Source organism: Specibacter sp. AOP5-B1-6 (assembly GCF_052376555.1).
In the GTDB taxonomy this organism is placed as follows: domain Bacteria; phylum Actinomycetota; class Actinomycetes; order Actinomycetales; family Micrococcaceae; genus Specibacter.
The window spans coordinates 21,420-36,297 of record NZ_JBQSVT010000007.1; the positions used below are offsets into that span (position 1 = coordinate 21,420).

Below are 14,878 nucleotides of genomic sequence, written 5' to 3' on the forward strand. Positions count from 1 at the left end.
ACCCGCCAGTCCCACAATGTCAGTTGCATGCGGCATGATGGAGCGGTGCAAGGAACTACGCCCGCAGCCGCCATGAAACAATTCGCAGCACCCACGCGCGAATGGTTTCTCGGCGCGTTCGGCTCCCCCACCCCGGCGCAGTCCGGCGCCTGGGAGGCGATCGCCGGCAGGGCCCACTCCCTGGTGGTGGCTCCCACAGGTTCGGGAAAAACCCTCGCCGCATTCCTCTGGGCGCTCGACGGCCTCATCACCGGGACAGCCCGCCCAGGGACAGCCGCCTCCGCGGCGGAGCCCGCAGCGGCCGAGCCCGCAGCGGCACAGCGCGGCACAAAAATTGGCACCCGCGTACTGTACATTTCACCGCTCAAGGCTCTGGGCGTCGACGTCGAACGAAACCTGCGCGCGCCCTTGATCGGCATCACCCAAACCGCAGCCCGCCTGGGTCTGGACGCCCCGCATGTCAGCGTGGGCGTGCGGTCCGGCGACACCCCCACAAACGAACGCCGCCGCCTGCTCAGCCATCCGCCGGACATCTTGATCACCACGCCGGAATCGCTGTACCTGATGCTGACATCCAAGGCCCGGGAAACCCTCACCGATGTGCACACCATCATCATCGACGAGGTCCACGCCGTGGCCGGCACCAAGCGCGGCGCCCACCTGGCCATCTCCCTGGAACGCCTCGACGCGCTGCTGACATCGCCCGCCCAGCGCATCGGCCTCTCAGCCACGGTTGAGCCGCACTCCACCGTGGCCAGATTCCTGGGCGGCAATGCCCCCGTCACCATCGTGGCCCCGGCCAGCAGCAAAAACTGGAACCTGACCGTGACGGTTCCCGTGGCAGACATGACCGAGCTGCCCGCACTCGCCGCCGCCCACGACGTCGGACCCGCCTCCGGCCTGGCACCCAACGCCTCCATCTGGCCGCACGTCGAGGAAAAGATCGTCGACGCCGTGCTGGCCAAGAAATCCACCATCATCTTCGCGAACTCCCGCCGCCTGGCCGAGCGGCTCACGGGCCGGCTCAACGAGATTTACACCGAGCGGCTGGAGCTCGCCGCCCTTGAGACGGCGGCCGTCCAGGACGGTGCACCGCTGCCGGACGGTGCCGGCGCGCCGGCAGGTGACGCGTCCGACGTCGAACCCTCCCGAGCGGAACCGTGGCGGACCGCGCCGGGGCCCACTCCCGCGAGTGGCCCCGGCCGGGCCCGGGAGGACGGGGAGCGGGTGGGGACGGCCAGGCTGCCGGCCGAGATGATGGCTCAGGCCGGATCCTCGGCGGGGGCGCCGAATGTGCTGGCCAAGGCGCACCACGGTTCGGTCTCCAAGGAGCAGCGGGCGTTGATCGAGGACGACCTCAAGTCGGGGCGGCTGCGTGCGGTGGTGGCCACCTCGAGCCTGGAACTGGGCATCGACATGGGTGCCGTGGACCTGGTGATCCAGGTGGAATCGCCGCCGTCGGTGGCCAGCGGGCTGCAACGGGTGGGGCGTGCCGGGCACCAGGTGGGCGAGATTTCCGAGGGCATCCTGTTCCCCAAGCACCGGGCGGACCTGCTGCATTCGGCCGTGACGGTCGAGCGGATGCTGGCTGGGGCGATCGAGCCGCTGTCCATCCCGGCGAACCCGCTGGACATCCTGGCCCAGCAAACCGTGGCCGCCACGGCGTTGGAGCCCCTGGATGTTGATGTGTGGTTTGAGACCGTGCGGCGCAGCGCCCCCTTTACCGCGCTGCCGCGGTCGGCCTTTGACGCCACCTTGGACCTGCTCGCCGGCCGCTACCCCTCGGACGAGTTTGCCGAGCTGCGCCCGCGCATCATTTGGGACCGGACGGCCGGCACCATCACCGGCCGTCCCGGCGCCCAGCGGCTGGCCGTCACCTCCGGCGGGACCATTCCCGACAGGGGGTTGTTTGGCGTCTTCATAGTTGGTTCGGAGGAGCCCGGAGCCGCCGGCAAAGCCGCCAAGGGCGGGCGCCGCGTGGGCGAACTCGACGAGGAGATGGTGTACGAATCCCGGGTGGGCGACATCTTCGCACTCGGCGCCACGAGCTGGAAAATCGAGGACATCACCTTCGACCGGGTCCTGGTCTCCCCCGCATTTGGCCAGCCAGGCAAGCTGCCGTTCTGGAAGGGCGACTCCCTGGGCCGGCCGGTCGAACTGGGCCGTGCCCTGGGCGCCTTCATCCGCGAGGTCAGCGCGGCCCCGCGCAAAAGAGCCCTGGCCCGGTGCACTGCCACGGGCCTGGATGAATGGGCGGCCAACAACCTACTCGGCTACCTCGACGAGCAAAAAGCGTCCACCACGGCGGTCCCCGATGACAAGACGCTCATGGTGGAGCGCTTCCATGACGAGCTCGGCGACTGGCGCGTGGTCCTGCACAGCCCCTTCGGCATGCCCGTCCACGCCCCCTGGGCCCTGGCCGTGGCCGCCCGCCTGCACGAACGCTACGGACTGGACGGCTCGGCCATGGCCTCCGACGACGGGATCGTGCTGCGGGTGCCGCTCATGGACGACGAACCGCCCGGCGCCGATTTGTTCGTGTTTGACCCCGAGGAACTGGACGGCATCGTCACCGCCGAGGTGGGCGGCTCGGCCTTGTTTGCCAGCCGTTTCCGTGAATGCGCCGCCCGTGCGCTGCTGCTGCCGCGGCAGAACCCGGGCAAGCGCTCGCCACTGTGGCAGCAGCGGCAGCGTTCGGCCCAGTTGCTGGATGTGGCCCGAAAGTACCCGCAGTTTCCGATCGTGCTTGAGACCGTGCGCGAATGCCTGCAGGACGTGTACGACCTCCCCGCGCTGAAGGACATTGCCGCCTCGATCGAGCGGCGCGAGCTGCGCATGGTGGAAACCACCACCAGCGAGCCCTCACCCTTCGCCCGCTCGCTGCTGTTTGGCTATGTGGCGTCGTTTCTCTACGAGGGCGACTCCCCCCTGGCCGAGCGCCGCGCCGCCGCACTGTCCCTGGACCCGGCACTCCTGGACGAGCTGCTGGGCCGGGCGGAGCTGCGCGAACTTCTGGACCCCACGGTCATCGCCGCAACAGAAGCCCAACTCCAGCGCCTCGCCGGCAACGGCGAGGACAGCGACCGCCGCGCCCGGGGCATGGAAGGCGTGGCGGATTTGCTGCGCCTGCTGGGCCCGCTCACCGTGGCCGAGGTTGCGGACAGGCTTGTGCCGGCGCCTGCTGCGGACCCCACCTCCGCCGCGGGCCTGGCCAGCTCCCACTTGGCCGAAGCCGCGGCGCACCTGGCCGAGTTGGTCGCCGCCAGCCGGGCATTGCGGGTCAACATGGCCGGCGAGGAACGCTTCGCCGCCGTTGAGGATGCGGCACGGCTGCGCGACGCCCTCGGCATCCCGCTGCCCATGGGCGTGCCGCTGGCGTTCATCGAACCCGTCGCCGATCCGCTTGCCGACCTGCTCGGCCGCCATGCCCGCACCCACGGCCCCTTCACCGCAGCGGAAGCCGCCGCGCGGCTGGGACTTGGTGTCGCCGTCGTGCGGTCTGGGCTGGCCCGGCTGGCTGCGGACAAACGCGTCACCGAGGGCGAGTTTTTGCCGGCAGGGCTGGCTCGAGGGGACGGCGCCTCGGAGTGGTGCGATGTGCAGGTGCTGCGGCAGTTGCGCAGCAGGTCGCTCGCCGCGTTGCGGGCCGAGGTGGAACCTGTCGATGCCGGCACGTTCGGGCGGTTCCTGCCGGCCTGGCAACATGTCACGGCCGCCGCCAACGCGCCGGCGCTGCGCGGGCTGGACGGCGTGCTGACGGTCGTTGACCAGCTGGCGGGCGTGCCCATTCCGGCGTCGGCGTGGGAGTCCCTGGTCCTGGCCGCCCGGGTCGCCGACTACTCCCCCGCCATGCTCGATGAGCTGACGGCCACCGGGGAGGTGCTCGTCTCGGGTGCCGGCTCCATCGGCTCCAATGACGGGTGGCTGAGCCTGCACATTGCCGAATCTGCGGAACTGACACTTCAGCCCGGTGCGGACTTCATCCCGGGCGACCTCCATCAACGGGTGCTGGCAGTGTTGGCGAACGGCGGCGCGTATTTCTTCCATCAGCTGCGGGAAATGACGGCTGACGGACCCGATCTGCTCGCCTCCGACGCCGATCTGACTGCTGCCCTGTGGGATCTGCTGTGGGCCGGCCTGCTCGGCAATGACACGTTTTCACCCCTTCGGGCGCTACTGGCGGGCGGGCACACGGCGCACAAGCAAAAGGCGCCGCCGTCACGGCTGCGCCCCGGGCGGGCCGGGCGGTACGGCCGGTTGCCAGGGCGGGCCGCGGGCGTGCAGCGGGGTGCACCCCCGATGGCTGCGGGCCGGTGGAGCCTGCTGCCCGTTGCCGTGATTGGTGACGTGGCCGGCGCCAGCACCCAGGCCACCCTGCGCGGCCACGCCCTGGCCGAGCTGTTCCTCGACAGGTACGGCGTTGTGACGCGCGGCTCGGTCATGAACCACGGGTTGCCCGGCGGATTCGGGCTGATGTACAAGGTCCTGGCCCGCCTCGAGGAAAGTGGAAAGTGCCGCCGCGGCTACTTCATCGAACATCTGGGGGCGGCACAGTTTGCCGTTCCGGCCACCGTCGACCGGCTGCGCACCTTCAGCGAGGACGCCGCCCGGAACCCGCGCCCGCCGGAGGCGTTGGCCCTGGCCGCGACCGACCCGGCCAACCCGTACGGCGCTGCCCTGTCCTGGCCGCCGCTGGAATCCGGGCACCGGCCCGGGCGCAAGGCGGGTGCCCTGGTGGTGATGGTCGACGGCGAATTGGTCCTCTATGTGGAACGCGGCGGCCGCACGCTGTTGTGCTTTAGCGACGACGACACCGTGGTGGCGCTCGCGGCCACAGCCCTGGTCCGGGTGGTCAAGCGCGGTGCCATCGACAAGATGGCCATCGAGAAAGTCAACGGACTTGACGTTTTGGGCACGCCGCTGGCCGCTGCCTTGATGACCGCCGGCGCGTACAGTTCACCCCGGGGAGTGCGGATCCGTGCCTGAAGGGGACACCGTCTGGCGGCAGGCCCGGGACCTGCGGGCTGTCCTTGAAGGTCAGCTGCTCACCGCCAGCGACTTCAGGGTGCCCGCGCATGCGACGCTGGACTTGGCCGGGTCAGTGGTGTCCGGCGTGGAGTCCCGGGGCAAGCACCTGCTCATGCGTGTGGGCCCCCACGTCATTCATTCACACCTGGCCATGGAGGGGCACTGGGATGTTTATCCAGCAGTCCCCGGCGGCCGCGCCCCGCGCTGGCGGCGGCCGGCGTTCACGGCACGGGTGGTCCTGCAAACGCGGCTGGCCACGGCGGTGGGCTTTTCGCTGGGCACGCTGGAAGTCCTGCCGTCCGCGTTGGCGGACGACGCCGTCGGGCATCTTGGGCCGGATTTGCTGGGTCCGGACTGGGACGCCGATGAGGCGCTGCACCGCTTGCTGGTTGAGCCGGGGCGGGCCATTGGCCTGGCGCTGCTGGATCAACGCAATCTTGCCGGGATTGGCAACATTTACCGCAACGAGCTGTGTTTTCTTGGCCGTGTGCACCCTGCCGCGACGGTGGCGCAGGTGCCGGAACTGCCGCGGATGGTGGAGCTGGCCAAGCGGCTGCTGGAGGTCAACAAGGACCGGCCGCAGCGCTCAACCACGGGCGGGCCGGCGAGGGGCGACGCTGCAGTGTGGGTGTACGGGCTGGCCGGAAAACCGTGCAAGCGCTGCGGGTCGCTGATCCGGCACTCGAGCTTGGCTGATCCGGCGTTCCCCGCCCGGGCGGCACGGGACATTTATTGGTGCCCGCGCTGCCAAATTGGCGTTGAGCGGTAAAGGGCAGCCCGGTCATGAATTTCAAGCTGAGCAGGATCAAAGAAGCATGCCCGCCCGGTCCCGCCTAAAGTGATTGCCAAGAGCAAATCCCCGCAAGGAATCGAAAGGACAAGTCCGTGAACACGACCTTCAGCAAAGAGGAAAAGGCCGCCATGCGCGCAGCAGCAGCCGAGGCCAAGGCAGCAAAGCTGGGTGCGGATCTCGAGGCAGCGTGCCTCGCCGCAATCGCCGACATGAGCGGCACCGACAAGGAGCTGGCCGAGACCCTCCACGGCTTGGTCGAGAAGCACACCAGCCTCGCTGCGAAGACCTGGTACGGCATGCCGGCGTACACCGACGCCGACGGCAAGGTCGTGGTGTTCTTTCAGGCCGCCGCCAAGTTCAAGGCTCGTTACGCCACCATCGGCTTTCAGCAGGACGCGAATCTTGACGACGGCAATTTCTGGCCGAGCTCATATGCGGTGACCAAGCTGACGGACGCCGACCAGAAGCAACTGGTGGCCCTGCTGAAAAAGGCCGTCAGCTAGGCTTCACCCATGCCCATAGAGTTCGTGCCCATGACGCCTGCCGACACCGACGACGTCGTTGCTTTCCTTTCGAGCAACCGGTTCCCCTTTCATGTCCAGGCCGCACCGGAAGCCCGCGATATTCGGCCGGGCATCGAAAACGGGCGGTTCTGGAACGCGGACACCCAAGGCTACTGGGTCATGAAAGCTGGCTTGCGCATTGGTTTGGCCGCGCTGGAGGACCTCCAGGAGGATGGGTCCCCGCTTTTTGACCTGCGGCTGGAGGAGGCTTCTCGGGGCCGGGGCCTTGGTCTGGACGTGCTCCGGGCCCTGTGCGGCCTGGTTTTCGACTCCATGCCGGAAGCCATGCGCCTCGAGGGTCAAACGCGGGAGGACAATATTGCGATGCGCAAAACCTTCATCCGTGCAGGCTTCCTCAAGGAGGCCCATTACCGTTTGGCGTGGCCAACCAACGACGGCGGCCACCTCGCCTCGATCGCGTACGCGATCCTGCGGCAAGACTGGGAAAGCGGCACAGTGACCGAGTTTGAGTGGGAAGACATTCACGCCTGAATGTGGGGCAGTGCCGGCCCGCCGGCGCATCAGCCGGGATCGCTCACGAGGTGCCGGTTCCGCGTCTCAATCAGTTTCTGCAAGTAGCGGGCCAGGACAAGCTTCTCCACCAACCGCCCGACGGGACCAAACGGCGCCTGGAACTCGATGCGGTCGATCACGGTGGTCCCGTCAACACCGTCGCTGAACTCATGGACGTGCCGGAACCGCCGGAACGGTCCCTTGACTTGTTCGTCAATGAAATAGTCGGGTGCGTCCATCCCTGTAATCCGGCTCGTCATGCGCAGCGGCACGCCGAAATGCCATGCCCGCCATGTCACTTCCTCACCCAGGGAAATGAGGCCCGAGGTGACCCCGCCAACAGCCCGCTCCCGGGATTGGGCCATCGATTCGGTGTGGGCGTCAATGCTCCGGGCACGGTCAAACAGCTGCGCTTTGGGGATGCTGGTGCGCGTCGTGCACTCGAAGGAGACTGTCATGGTCCGAGTATCTCAGTTGCTGCGTGCCGCACTCGAATCACCACTCCCCCAGCGTGGGGGTGATGTCCAGCGGCCCCCGGCCCGCCAACCATGCCATCAGCCGCCGTCGCTCTTCTCCTGAACCAAGCCGGTCGGGCACGGTGGTGAGCAACACCGGAAGGTCCCAGGCCACATATTCTTCGGGCCAGTTCGCAGATGTGTAGCCACGTCCGAGGTCGACATGGTGCATTTCAACTTCGCGCAGCCGGTGGGCCGGGCATCCGGCCGCGCCGTAGTCCCCACCGCCAAGAAAGTGTCCATTGGGCCACCCCGCTGCGGAGCACGCGGCGAAGACCTGTTCGAGATGCGAACAACTGCTGTCAAGGTCCGCCAGGATCTCCTTGGCCGACCGGCCGGCACCATCTTCGATCTCGCCGCTGCGCTGGTCCGCGCCACTGGCGTACTTGGGAACGTCCTCTCCCCGGATTGCACCTGCCAGACGGCGCGCGTGTGCATCGGCGTTGCGTGCCAAATGTGTCAGGACGTGGCCAATGCTCCAGCCGGGAAGACGGCTCGGCGTCCGGACCTCCTGGTCCGTCAACCCCGCAACCCTGCCCATCAAGCGCGCCTGCGCCTCTGTGCACAGCCGGGACGCCCGTTCTGGATTGTTTTCAAGATTCATCAGGGGCGCACCCAAGGCAGTTCCATTCCGCGTGAAGGGTTGATTTCCGTGAAACCTGCTTGCTCATACAAGCGCCTGCCCGGAGGATCGGCGATCAGCGTGATGTAGGGGTTCTCCGGTGCCGTTTCACGAATGTGGGCCACCACCGTGTCCAAGACAAGCCTGCCCAACCCCCTGCCCTGAAACTCCGGCAACGTCGCCATGTCCGCAATGTGAAAGCACCATCCACCGTCGCCGATCACCCTGCCCATGGCCACGGTACGCCCGCTGGCCGTCTCTCGAAGGTGGCAAAAGAACCAGCTCCCGGCAAGCGCCCCGGCACCCTGTTGGCGAGTCTTCTGCGACAGGCCGGCGTCCTTGCGCAGTTGAAGATATTCCTCGAGCGGCGGGGGCCCGGCAATGAGCTCAAAGTCGTCCAGAAGGGTCATGTCCCAAGTCTGCCATTTCCCCCGCCGGCATGCAGCGACACAGCGTCACCCCGTGGGTGGCCGGCCGAAACCGACCGCAAGCTCCGCCGGGGGCCGGCTTGCAGGCAAGAGAAACGCAGCGGCTCGAAAGGAAAATTCCTTTCGAGCCGCTGCGTTTGGCCATCCGACGGCGCTATGCCCTGCGGCGCCGCCTCAGGTACAGAACCCAACCGCCGGCGAGCAACAACGCCAAACCGGCGAAGAGCGGCGCACCAAGCAGATTTACACCCGTGGTGGCCAGCGGCGAATCGCCCGTCGCGTCCGCAGCCTTGACCGCCTCGGCATCCGCAGTGCCGTTGCCCTCTGGAGCGCTTCCCGCACCAGCCGAGGCGTTGTTGTTCCCGTCGGGGTTGTTCCCGTTGGGGTTGTTCCCGTTGGGGTTATGCTCGTCGGGGTTGGTGATTAGCTGATCGGTGCCGTGCTTTTGCGCCGTGTCATTGCCCGGCTCCGTCCCCGGCTCCGGGCTTTCGGGCCCCGACTCAGCGGTCCCGCCGCCCGGCTCAGTTCCTGGTTCCGTTCCCGGACTTTCGGCGCCCGGCTCAGGAGTCCCCGGCACCGGAACTACGGTTCCCGGCTCGGTCGTTCCTGGGGCCTGCTCGTCAGGATCCGGCTGCTCCATGTTCGCCGGATCCAGCGCTGCCGTCAGGGCAGCCAATCCCTTGCCGCCAAGCACTGCCAGCAGCGGGTTGCTGCTGGCTGCGAAGGTCGTCCAGATTTGGTTGCCAGTTCCACTGATCCCATACAAACCGACGGTCCCGAGGGAGCGGTTGTAGTCCATGGCGGAACGCTCATTGCTCGCCTTCGTCACAACGCCCGCATCGCCGATGACCCAACGCTGCTCCGTGCTGCCCGTGGCGCAGGCAGCGATGCTGAGCGGGGTGGCGGCGGCGAGGCAGCGATCCGGGTTCTGGACGGAGTGGATGCGGCCCGCAGCATCCACGTAAAAGGCATCCTCGCGGGTGGTTGAGCACTTGGCGGCATCGGCGTCGACAAGCGCGCTGATTTTGCCGTCCTCCGCCGACTCCAGGTAGAGGCATTTACCGTTGTCGACGGTGACGCTGCTGCCGTCCGGCAGCAGCTCTCCGGTCTCCTCGCGGTAACCCTTTTTCGTGAGAAAGTCCGTGAGTGTTGCCAGGGTGGCCTTGGAGCCGCCGGCAATCTTCCCGGCGTTTTCGGCGAGGTAAGACTCCACGTCCCGCGCGTCATCGGCGAGCTCCAGCACACGGTCGGCGACCCTGCGGGCGTCTGCACCAAGGACTGAGAGGTCATCGGACCAGCCGCGCAGAACAGTCATGTCGGAGGACCCCAGCATGGGGGCCGGCACGTCGGCAAGCGCCTCGAGAGTTGGTTCGAGGGCGGAGAGCTCCTGGACGCGCAGCGTCTCGTACCCAGCCTCCTGGCCCACGACAACTGCATCTGCCATCGGTTCCAGGTCCGTGCTGATGGCGATCTTGTTGCCCAGGGCCGTGGTGGTGCCGTTCTGCCGGCAGGAGACCTGCGCCGAGGTGGGGTTGGAGTCCTCGGCGAGGTTGACGTTGAGCTGTTTCACGCCGTCGTCCGCGTCAAGCTCGATGTGCTCGGTGGCCTTGCCGTCGTAGGCGACCTCAAGCCAGCAGGCGCGGTCGGCAGAGACCGACACCGTGTCGGCCTGCGGCAAGTCGAAGGTCACTCCGTAGTTGGATCGGAATGCCGGGTAGACCAGCGTCTGTGCGGTGTTGGCGGGGTTGTAGCCGCCCAGAATCGTGAAGACCGAGCCACCCACCGTGACGGGTTTGGGCAGGTCCAAATCCGGGTCAAGTTCCTTGGCATCGACCCAACTGCCGGCCTTCGCGTCCCAGTCCCGGTAGCCGCTGGGGTAGGAGACGTCCGCCACCAGCGTGGTGAGATTCTCTTGGATCCGCTTGAGCGTGTAGCCGGTGTGGAGTGTGTAGTCGGAGACGGGGCTCGCGTCCCAGCCGCCGGCCATGGCGTCGGTGTTGTAGTTGTACTTTCCGGCGAGGGTCTCGGTGAACAGGTCGCCGTTGAGATTCTTGGCCTCCTTGAGATCGCCCGTGTCCAGGTTGGCGCGCATCAGGTGGCGGTAGGCGTTGTAGCCCCAGCCGGAGTCGGCGTGGTGCGAGGCGTTGCGGATGACGTCGTCGCCGGTGGCGTTGGCATCGCGGCCCGGGAAGTGGCCGATGCCGTAGGAGTGTCCGAGCTCGTGGCTGAGTTCATTGCCCACCGAGTCGTACAGCGTGGCCATCCCGTTGCCGCCCGAGAGACCGTGCTTGTGCCTGCCGGTGGAGTAGAGGCCTGCGGAGTGGTGGATGACCCGCTGGTTCGTTGTCCCCGGCTGCTTCTGGCTCATCGCGGAGCTGGTGATGCCGAATGTCGCCAGGTTGATGCCTGTGGAAACCTGGGCCTTGCCCACGTCCTCCCGCATCTTGCCGGCATAGACGCTGCCGACGGAGGGGTCGGGTGATTCGGGGGTATAGATGTCGCCGTTGCCCACGATGACCTTGTCCAGTTCGACGGTCTCGTACTGTGCCACGGTGAGCTTGGAGATCGGCACGGTCTGGAAGTAGTCGCTGGCACCGTTGGCGGGGTCAGTGATGAAGCGCTGCGAATCGCTGACCGGAGCATCGGTGATCATGCCCAACCGGATGTTGTTGATGACCAGTTCGGTGGGGGCAGCGACGTCGATCGCCGAGATAGTGCCGCCGGCGCCGTCGTGGTTGGTGAAGGACAAGGTCAGGCCGGGCTTGACCCATTCAGCGGGCAGCTCCACCGACCAGGCACGCAGCGAATAGGCGACCGAGCCGCGGCTGTAGTTCTGGTCGGAGGCCGGCAGGTTCTTCGGTCCGTTGAGGGCGAGCGTGCCGAGTGGCTTGCCTCCGACGCTGACTTCAACGTCGAGCGACTGGACCTCACTTGAAGGTGTAAAGATGAGCAGCGCGTCGCGGTCAGCAACCGTAACCGGCAGTTCCGCTGCGGCATTGTCCGTGGGGTTCACGGTGGAGGCCTGCGCCAACTCAACCATGCCGGACAGTTCACCCTCGAGGTCATTGCGGATCTCGCGTACGGAACCGTCGCGGGTCACATCGTGGAAGCCAATGTCAGCTCCAGCCTTGACGGAGTCCGAAACCGGAAGCTTGGGGCTTGAGTCCGGAGCCGCGGTGGCCGGGGCAACGCCGAGACCGCCAAGGGTCAACGCTGCAAGGACCGCGGCGACTGCTCCGAGTCGTTTTTTCAAGGTGGATTGGCCTGAAATAGGCGGGTGCATGCAGTTCCTTAAACACGACGGCGGGTGGTTTTGGAACGGGGTGATGTTCCGCGCAAGGAGGTGCTCCGCGCCGGGCAAATTCGCCCAAGTTAGCTTAACCCAGCGCTACTTAAACCACCAACGGGTGCAGCCCCATTGTGCGTTGTTGCAGACGCTCCGCCATCATAGGTGTCATCGCGTCTGGCTTGCCGGGGTCGGGACCCATCAGCTCTGATCGTTTTCCTGCATTTGGCCCTGGTCTGCCCCGGCAGGGAACCGTCGGTACCCTTGAGAGGTGATGAAATCTCCCCTTCCCGTGCGCAATGGCGTCAATGCGACCCGCGTGCGAATCCCCGACGAGGGTCCCTGGGCCACGGCCATGGAGTTTGTGTTGGAGAAATTCGGCCACGTTGACCCGGCCGGAATCGTCGACCGGTTTGCACGCGGCGAGGTCCGGGCGCTGGACGGGGAAATCGTCACACCCACCACACCGTTGAACGAACACATATTCATTTGGTACTATCGCGAGCTGCCAGTGGAAAATCGTCTGCCCGTGGAAATCTCCATCCTTCATCAGGATGAGAACTTGGTTGTTGTGGACAAGCCGCACTTCCTGCCCACCACCCCCGGCGGAATGTATGTGCAGGAATCTGCCCTCGTTCGCCTGCGGGTGCTTCTTGACCTGCCGGATCTCGTCCCGATCCACCGTTTGGACCGCATGACGGCCGGCGTGCTGCTGTTTTCGGCCAGCCCGGAGACCCGCGGGAAGTACCAGCTGCTCTTTGAAAAACGGCGCATCGAGAAAACGTACCGGGCCGTGGCGCCCGTGCGTGATGACCTGGAATTCCCGCTGGTGGTCCGCAGCCGCATGATCAAGTCCCGCACCTATTTGTTGGCGCAGGAAATCGAGGGTGAGCCCAACGCCGAGACGCGCGTTGAGCTGATGGACACCCGGTTTGACGCCGGGTCGGGGCAGACGCTGGGGCTGTATGACTTGCAACCGCACACCGGCAAGACGCATCAATTGCGCGTGCACCTCTCCTCGCAGGGCATCGGAATCCTGAATGACCCGTTCTATCCCGTGCTGCATGAACAGGCGCCGGACGATTACACAAAGCCTCTCCAGCTGCTGGCCCACAGCATTTCCTTTACGGACCCGCTGAGCCGCGAGCCCGTGAAGTACTCCTCAAATCTGGAGCTGGCCGAGTTCCCGAACCACCAGTAGATCTCGGCCAGCGGGGACCAACTCGACCAGTGGGCCCTTAAGCGCCGATGGCAGCGATCTCCACAACCGCCTTGACGTCCGTCCCGGGGCGCTGCCCCGAGACAAATGCACGAATCTCGGCTGCAACGGATCGGGCCAGGACCGGTGCAGGCACCGAACCATCGGCACCAATGCGCACCTTGACGGTCATCAAGGAACGGCCGTCCATCTCGTCTTCGACACACACCACGAACGGCACAGCGCCCGCGGAATCGCCGGAACCCACCAAGGCACCCAGCACCTTCATCGTGGTCAGCCACAACGGATCTGCCGAATACACGGTGCCGACCCCGTCCAGCCCAAGAACCGACTCGCGAATCTGATTTTCAAGGCTCATGGCCGTTCCTCTCCCGTCACGTCGGAGTCAATCATGCCACCCATGTCTTCCAGCGGCGGCCGAATGTCGGTAAACGCCACGTGCACTGCCACCGCGTTCAGTTCGGTGTGTGCCTGCAGCTTGGCAAACACCGCGTCCCGCAATTCCTGTGCCAGCGAGGGCAGCGGATACCCGTACTGTGCCGAGACGTTGATGTGCACTTCCACGGGCGCGCCGGCAACGGTGACGTCGCCCTCGAGACGGCAACGGCCAATCAACGCTCCACCGAGTGAGTCACCAACGGATCGAACCATGGCGATGACGGCCCCCTCGGTCTCGGTCAGCTCGTCCAGCGGGCCGCCGCTGAGTGGAATGGCGCGTCCGGCGCGGGTTTCCATCCGCAGGTTTGCCAGCATGCCATCCAACCAGCCGGCGCCGTCGGCACCTGCGGAATCGACGTCGTCGGCCATTAGGTCCAGTGCCGCGGCGCTCAGGCTGCGCAGCCCGGCAAGCCTGGCTTGGCACTGCGGGCAGTGATCAATGTGCCCGGCATCGGCAGAGACACCGGTGTCGAGATAGTCGCTGAGGTCTTCGATGCGCCGGCCGCAATCTTGCGTGGGGTTCATCGCCATTCCTCCATTTCCTTCACAAGCGTGGTTCGTGCCCTGGCCAACCGGCCGCGCACGCTGGCGGCGCTGATGCCCAGCGCCTCGGCGATCTCGTCATAGGACTGACCGCCGAATTCCTTCAGGACCCAGCATCTTCGCTGTTCCTCGGGCAGACGCGCCAGTGCCTGGTTCAAAGCCAGCCGTGCCGACCCGGCGACCGCCGCCTGCTCCGGGGTAGGTTTCCGGTCGGCAGTCTCGGCCTGGTCATCAAGGTTGTCGTGGGTTTTGCGGCGCCGGCCGGCATCAACCGCACGGTGTGCGACTATTCGCATCAGCCAGGCCTTCACAGCGGCCCCGTCCTGCAGCGCGCCGATGTCCTTCCACGCCGTGACCAGCGCTTCCTGGACCACGTCGTCGGCCTCGTCAAAGGAACGCGCCAGCCGCCGTGCGTAGGCGCGCATGAGCGGCCCGTACCGGCGGGCCAGCGTTTCAAAGGCGGCAACATCGCCGTCGGCTGCCCGTTCAGCCAACATTTGATCGGGGGCGTCGGCGAGCTTGTCTGGCAGGTCTTGCAGTTGTTTCACCGGCTTGCGCCCTTTCGTTTCAAGGCCATCTGGGTACATGGCGCTGAGCCTATTCGCACCAATGGCCGGCAGGCTGTAAGGGCCTGCCGGCCGGGGTGTTCACGTTACTTGCGGCCGCGGATGGCACCGTAAGCTGCGGCAACCACCAGGCCACCACCAATGGACAAGAGCCAGGTCTTGATGTTGAAGAATGAGCCAAGATCGGTGTTGAAGATGAGCGAACCAAGCCACCCACCAACAATGGCACCCACAATGCCCAAGATGATGCTGGTAACCCAGCCGCCACCAACCTTGCCGGGCATGATGGCCTTAACGATGACTCCGACGATCAAGCCGAGAAGAATAAATCCAAAGAAACCCACTGGTTTCCTCCTTTTGTTGT

Annotated in this window: 13 protein-coding genes; 5 read left to right on the plus strand and 8 right to left on the minus strand. The window is 66.2% G+C overall.

Going from position 1 to position 14,878, the window contains the following annotated elements; genetic code table 11:
* Window positions 1-27 precede the first annotated feature (27 nt).
* From ACT3TS_RS04945 to ACT3TS_RS04960, 4 genes are all read left to right on the plus strand, one after another.
* On the plus strand, window positions 28-4,986 hold the full coding sequence (locus ACT3TS_RS04945) for a DNA glycosylase AlkZ-like family protein (protein WP_444530382.1): 4,959 nt from the start codon (window positions 28-30) through the stop codon (window positions 4,984-4,986).
* Complete coding sequence (locus ACT3TS_RS04950) at window positions 4,979-5,797, plus strand: DNA-formamidopyrimidine glycosylase family protein (RefSeq protein ID WP_444530383.1); 819 nt, start codon at window positions 4,979-4,981, stop codon at window positions 5,795-5,797. The genes ACT3TS_RS04945 and ACT3TS_RS04950 overlap by 8 nt, the downstream gene beginning before the upstream one ends.
* 116 nt (window positions 5,798-5,913) lie before the next feature.
* Window positions 5,914-6,324, plus strand: coding sequence for a hypothetical protein (locus ACT3TS_RS04955; RefSeq protein ID WP_444530384.1), 411 nt, complete (start codon window positions 5,914-5,916; stop codon window positions 6,322-6,324).
* A gap of 9 nt (window positions 6,325-6,333) precedes the next feature.
* Window positions 6,334-6,876 carry a GNAT family N-acetyltransferase gene (locus tag ACT3TS_RS04960; protein WP_444530385.1) on the plus strand — a complete coding sequence of 181 codons (543 nt, stop codon included), beginning with the start codon at window positions 6,334-6,336 and terminating at the stop codon, window positions 6,874-6,876.
* Between the two features lie 29 nt (window positions 6,877-6,905).
* Here the strand turns inward: ACT3TS_RS04960 and ACT3TS_RS04965 are convergent, their stop codons facing one another.
* The 4 genes from ACT3TS_RS04965 to ACT3TS_RS04980 all read right to left on the minus strand — a co-directional run bounded on the left by ACT3TS_RS04965 (window position 6,906) and on the right by ACT3TS_RS04980 (window position 11,745).
* Complete coding sequence (locus tag ACT3TS_RS04965; RefSeq protein ID WP_444530386.1) at window positions 6,906-7,355, minus strand: SRPBCC family protein; 450 nt, start codon at window positions 7,353-7,355, stop codon at window positions 6,906-6,908.
* Between the two features lie 37 nt (window positions 7,356-7,392).
* Complete coding sequence (locus ACT3TS_RS04970) at window positions 7,393-8,016, minus strand: maleylpyruvate isomerase N-terminal domain-containing protein (RefSeq protein WP_444530387.1); 624 nt, start codon at window positions 8,014-8,016, stop codon at window positions 7,393-7,395.
* Window positions 8,016-8,444 carry a GNAT family N-acetyltransferase gene (locus ACT3TS_RS04975; protein ID WP_444530388.1) on the minus strand — a complete coding sequence of 143 codons (429 nt, stop codon included), beginning with the start codon at window positions 8,442-8,444 and terminating at the stop codon, window positions 8,016-8,018. Before ACT3TS_RS04975 ends, ACT3TS_RS04970 begins: the two co-directional genes overlap by 1 nt.
* A 172-nt stretch (window positions 8,445-8,616) precedes the next feature.
* Window positions 8,617-11,745 (minus strand): M66 family metalloprotease, encoded by a 3,129-nt coding sequence (locus ACT3TS_RS04980; RefSeq protein WP_444530389.1) that lies wholly within the window; start codon window positions 11,743-11,745, stop codon window positions 8,617-8,619.
* A 277-nt stretch (window positions 11,746-12,022) separates the two neighbouring features.
* Here ACT3TS_RS04980 and ACT3TS_RS04985 point away from each other — a divergent pair, with 277 nt between their 5' ends.
* Entirely contained in the window at window positions 12,023-12,949 is a 927-nt protein-coding gene (locus ACT3TS_RS04985) for a pseudouridine synthase (protein ID WP_444530390.1), read from the plus strand.
* 37 nt (window positions 12,950-12,986) lie between these two features.
* On the opposite strand, the gene ACT3TS_RS04990 is transcribed toward ACT3TS_RS04985, so the two are convergent.
* The 4 genes from ACT3TS_RS04990 to ACT3TS_RS05005 all read right to left on the minus strand — a co-directional run bounded on the left by ACT3TS_RS04990 (window position 12,987) and on the right by ACT3TS_RS05005 (window position 14,858).
* Entirely contained in the window at window positions 12,987-13,325 is a 339-nt protein-coding gene (locus ACT3TS_RS04990) for a hypothetical protein (protein ID WP_444530391.1), read from the minus strand.
* Window positions 13,322-13,930 carry an Asp23/Gls24 family envelope stress response protein gene (locus ACT3TS_RS04995; RefSeq protein WP_444530392.1) on the minus strand — a complete coding sequence of 203 codons (609 nt, stop codon included), beginning with the start codon at window positions 13,928-13,930 and terminating at the stop codon, window positions 13,322-13,324. Before ACT3TS_RS04995 ends, ACT3TS_RS04990 begins: the two co-directional genes overlap by 4 nt.
* Window positions 13,927-14,445: an RNA polymerase sigma factor gene (locus tag ACT3TS_RS05000; RefSeq protein ID WP_444530492.1), complete on the minus strand. Its 519-nt coding sequence runs from the start codon at window positions 14,443-14,445 to the stop codon at window positions 13,927-13,929. The genes ACT3TS_RS04995 and ACT3TS_RS05000 overlap by 4 nt, the downstream gene beginning before the upstream one ends.
* 155 nt (window positions 14,446-14,600) lie before the next feature.
* A complete protein-coding gene (locus ACT3TS_RS05005; protein ID WP_444530393.1) occupies window positions 14,601-14,858 on the minus strand; it encodes a GlsB/YeaQ/YmgE family stress response membrane protein in 258 nt (85 codons plus the stop codon).
* Between the last annotated feature and the right edge of the window lie 20 nt (window positions 14,859-14,878).

Excerpts from the sequence above, each read along its gene's own strand:
- ACT3TS_RS04975 (WP_444530388.1), bottom strand. The coding sequence starts at position 8,444 with ATGACCCTTCTGGACGACTTTGAGCTCATTGCCGGGCCCCCGCCGCTC.
- ACT3TS_RS04965 (WP_444530386.1), bottom strand. The coding sequence starts at position 7,355 with ATGACAGTCTCCTTCGAGTGCACGACGCGCACCAGCATCCCCAAAGCG.
- ACT3TS_RS04995 (WP_444530392.1), bottom strand. The coding sequence starts at position 13,930 with ATGAACCCCACGCAAGATTGCGGCCGGCGCATCGAAGACCTCAGCGAC.
- ACT3TS_RS04945 (WP_444530382.1), top strand. The coding sequence starts at position 28 with ATGCGGCATGATGGAGCGGTGCAAGGAACTACGCCCGCAGCCGCCATG.
- ACT3TS_RS04985 (WP_444530390.1), top strand. The coding sequence starts at position 12,023 with ATGAAATCTCCCCTTCCCGTGCGCAATGGCGTCAATGCGACCCGCGTG.
- ACT3TS_RS04970 (WP_444530387.1), bottom strand. The coding sequence starts at position 8,016 with ATGAATCTTGAAAACAATCCAGAACGGGCGTCCCGGCTGTGCACAGAG.
- ACT3TS_RS04980 (WP_444530389.1), bottom strand. The coding sequence starts at position 11,745 with ATGCACCCGCCTATTTCAGGCCAATCCACCTTGAAAAAACGACTCGGA.
- ACT3TS_RS04960 (WP_444530385.1), top strand. The coding sequence starts at position 6,334 with ATGCCCATAGAGTTCGTGCCCATGACGCCTGCCGACACCGACGACGTC.
- ACT3TS_RS04990 (WP_444530391.1), bottom strand. The coding sequence starts at position 13,325 with ATGAGCCTTGAAAATCAGATTCGCGAGTCGGTTCTTGGGCTGGACGGG.
- ACT3TS_RS05000 (WP_444530492.1), bottom strand. The coding sequence starts at position 14,445 with ATGTTGGCTGAACGGGCAGCCGACGGCGATGTTGCCGCCTTTGAAACG.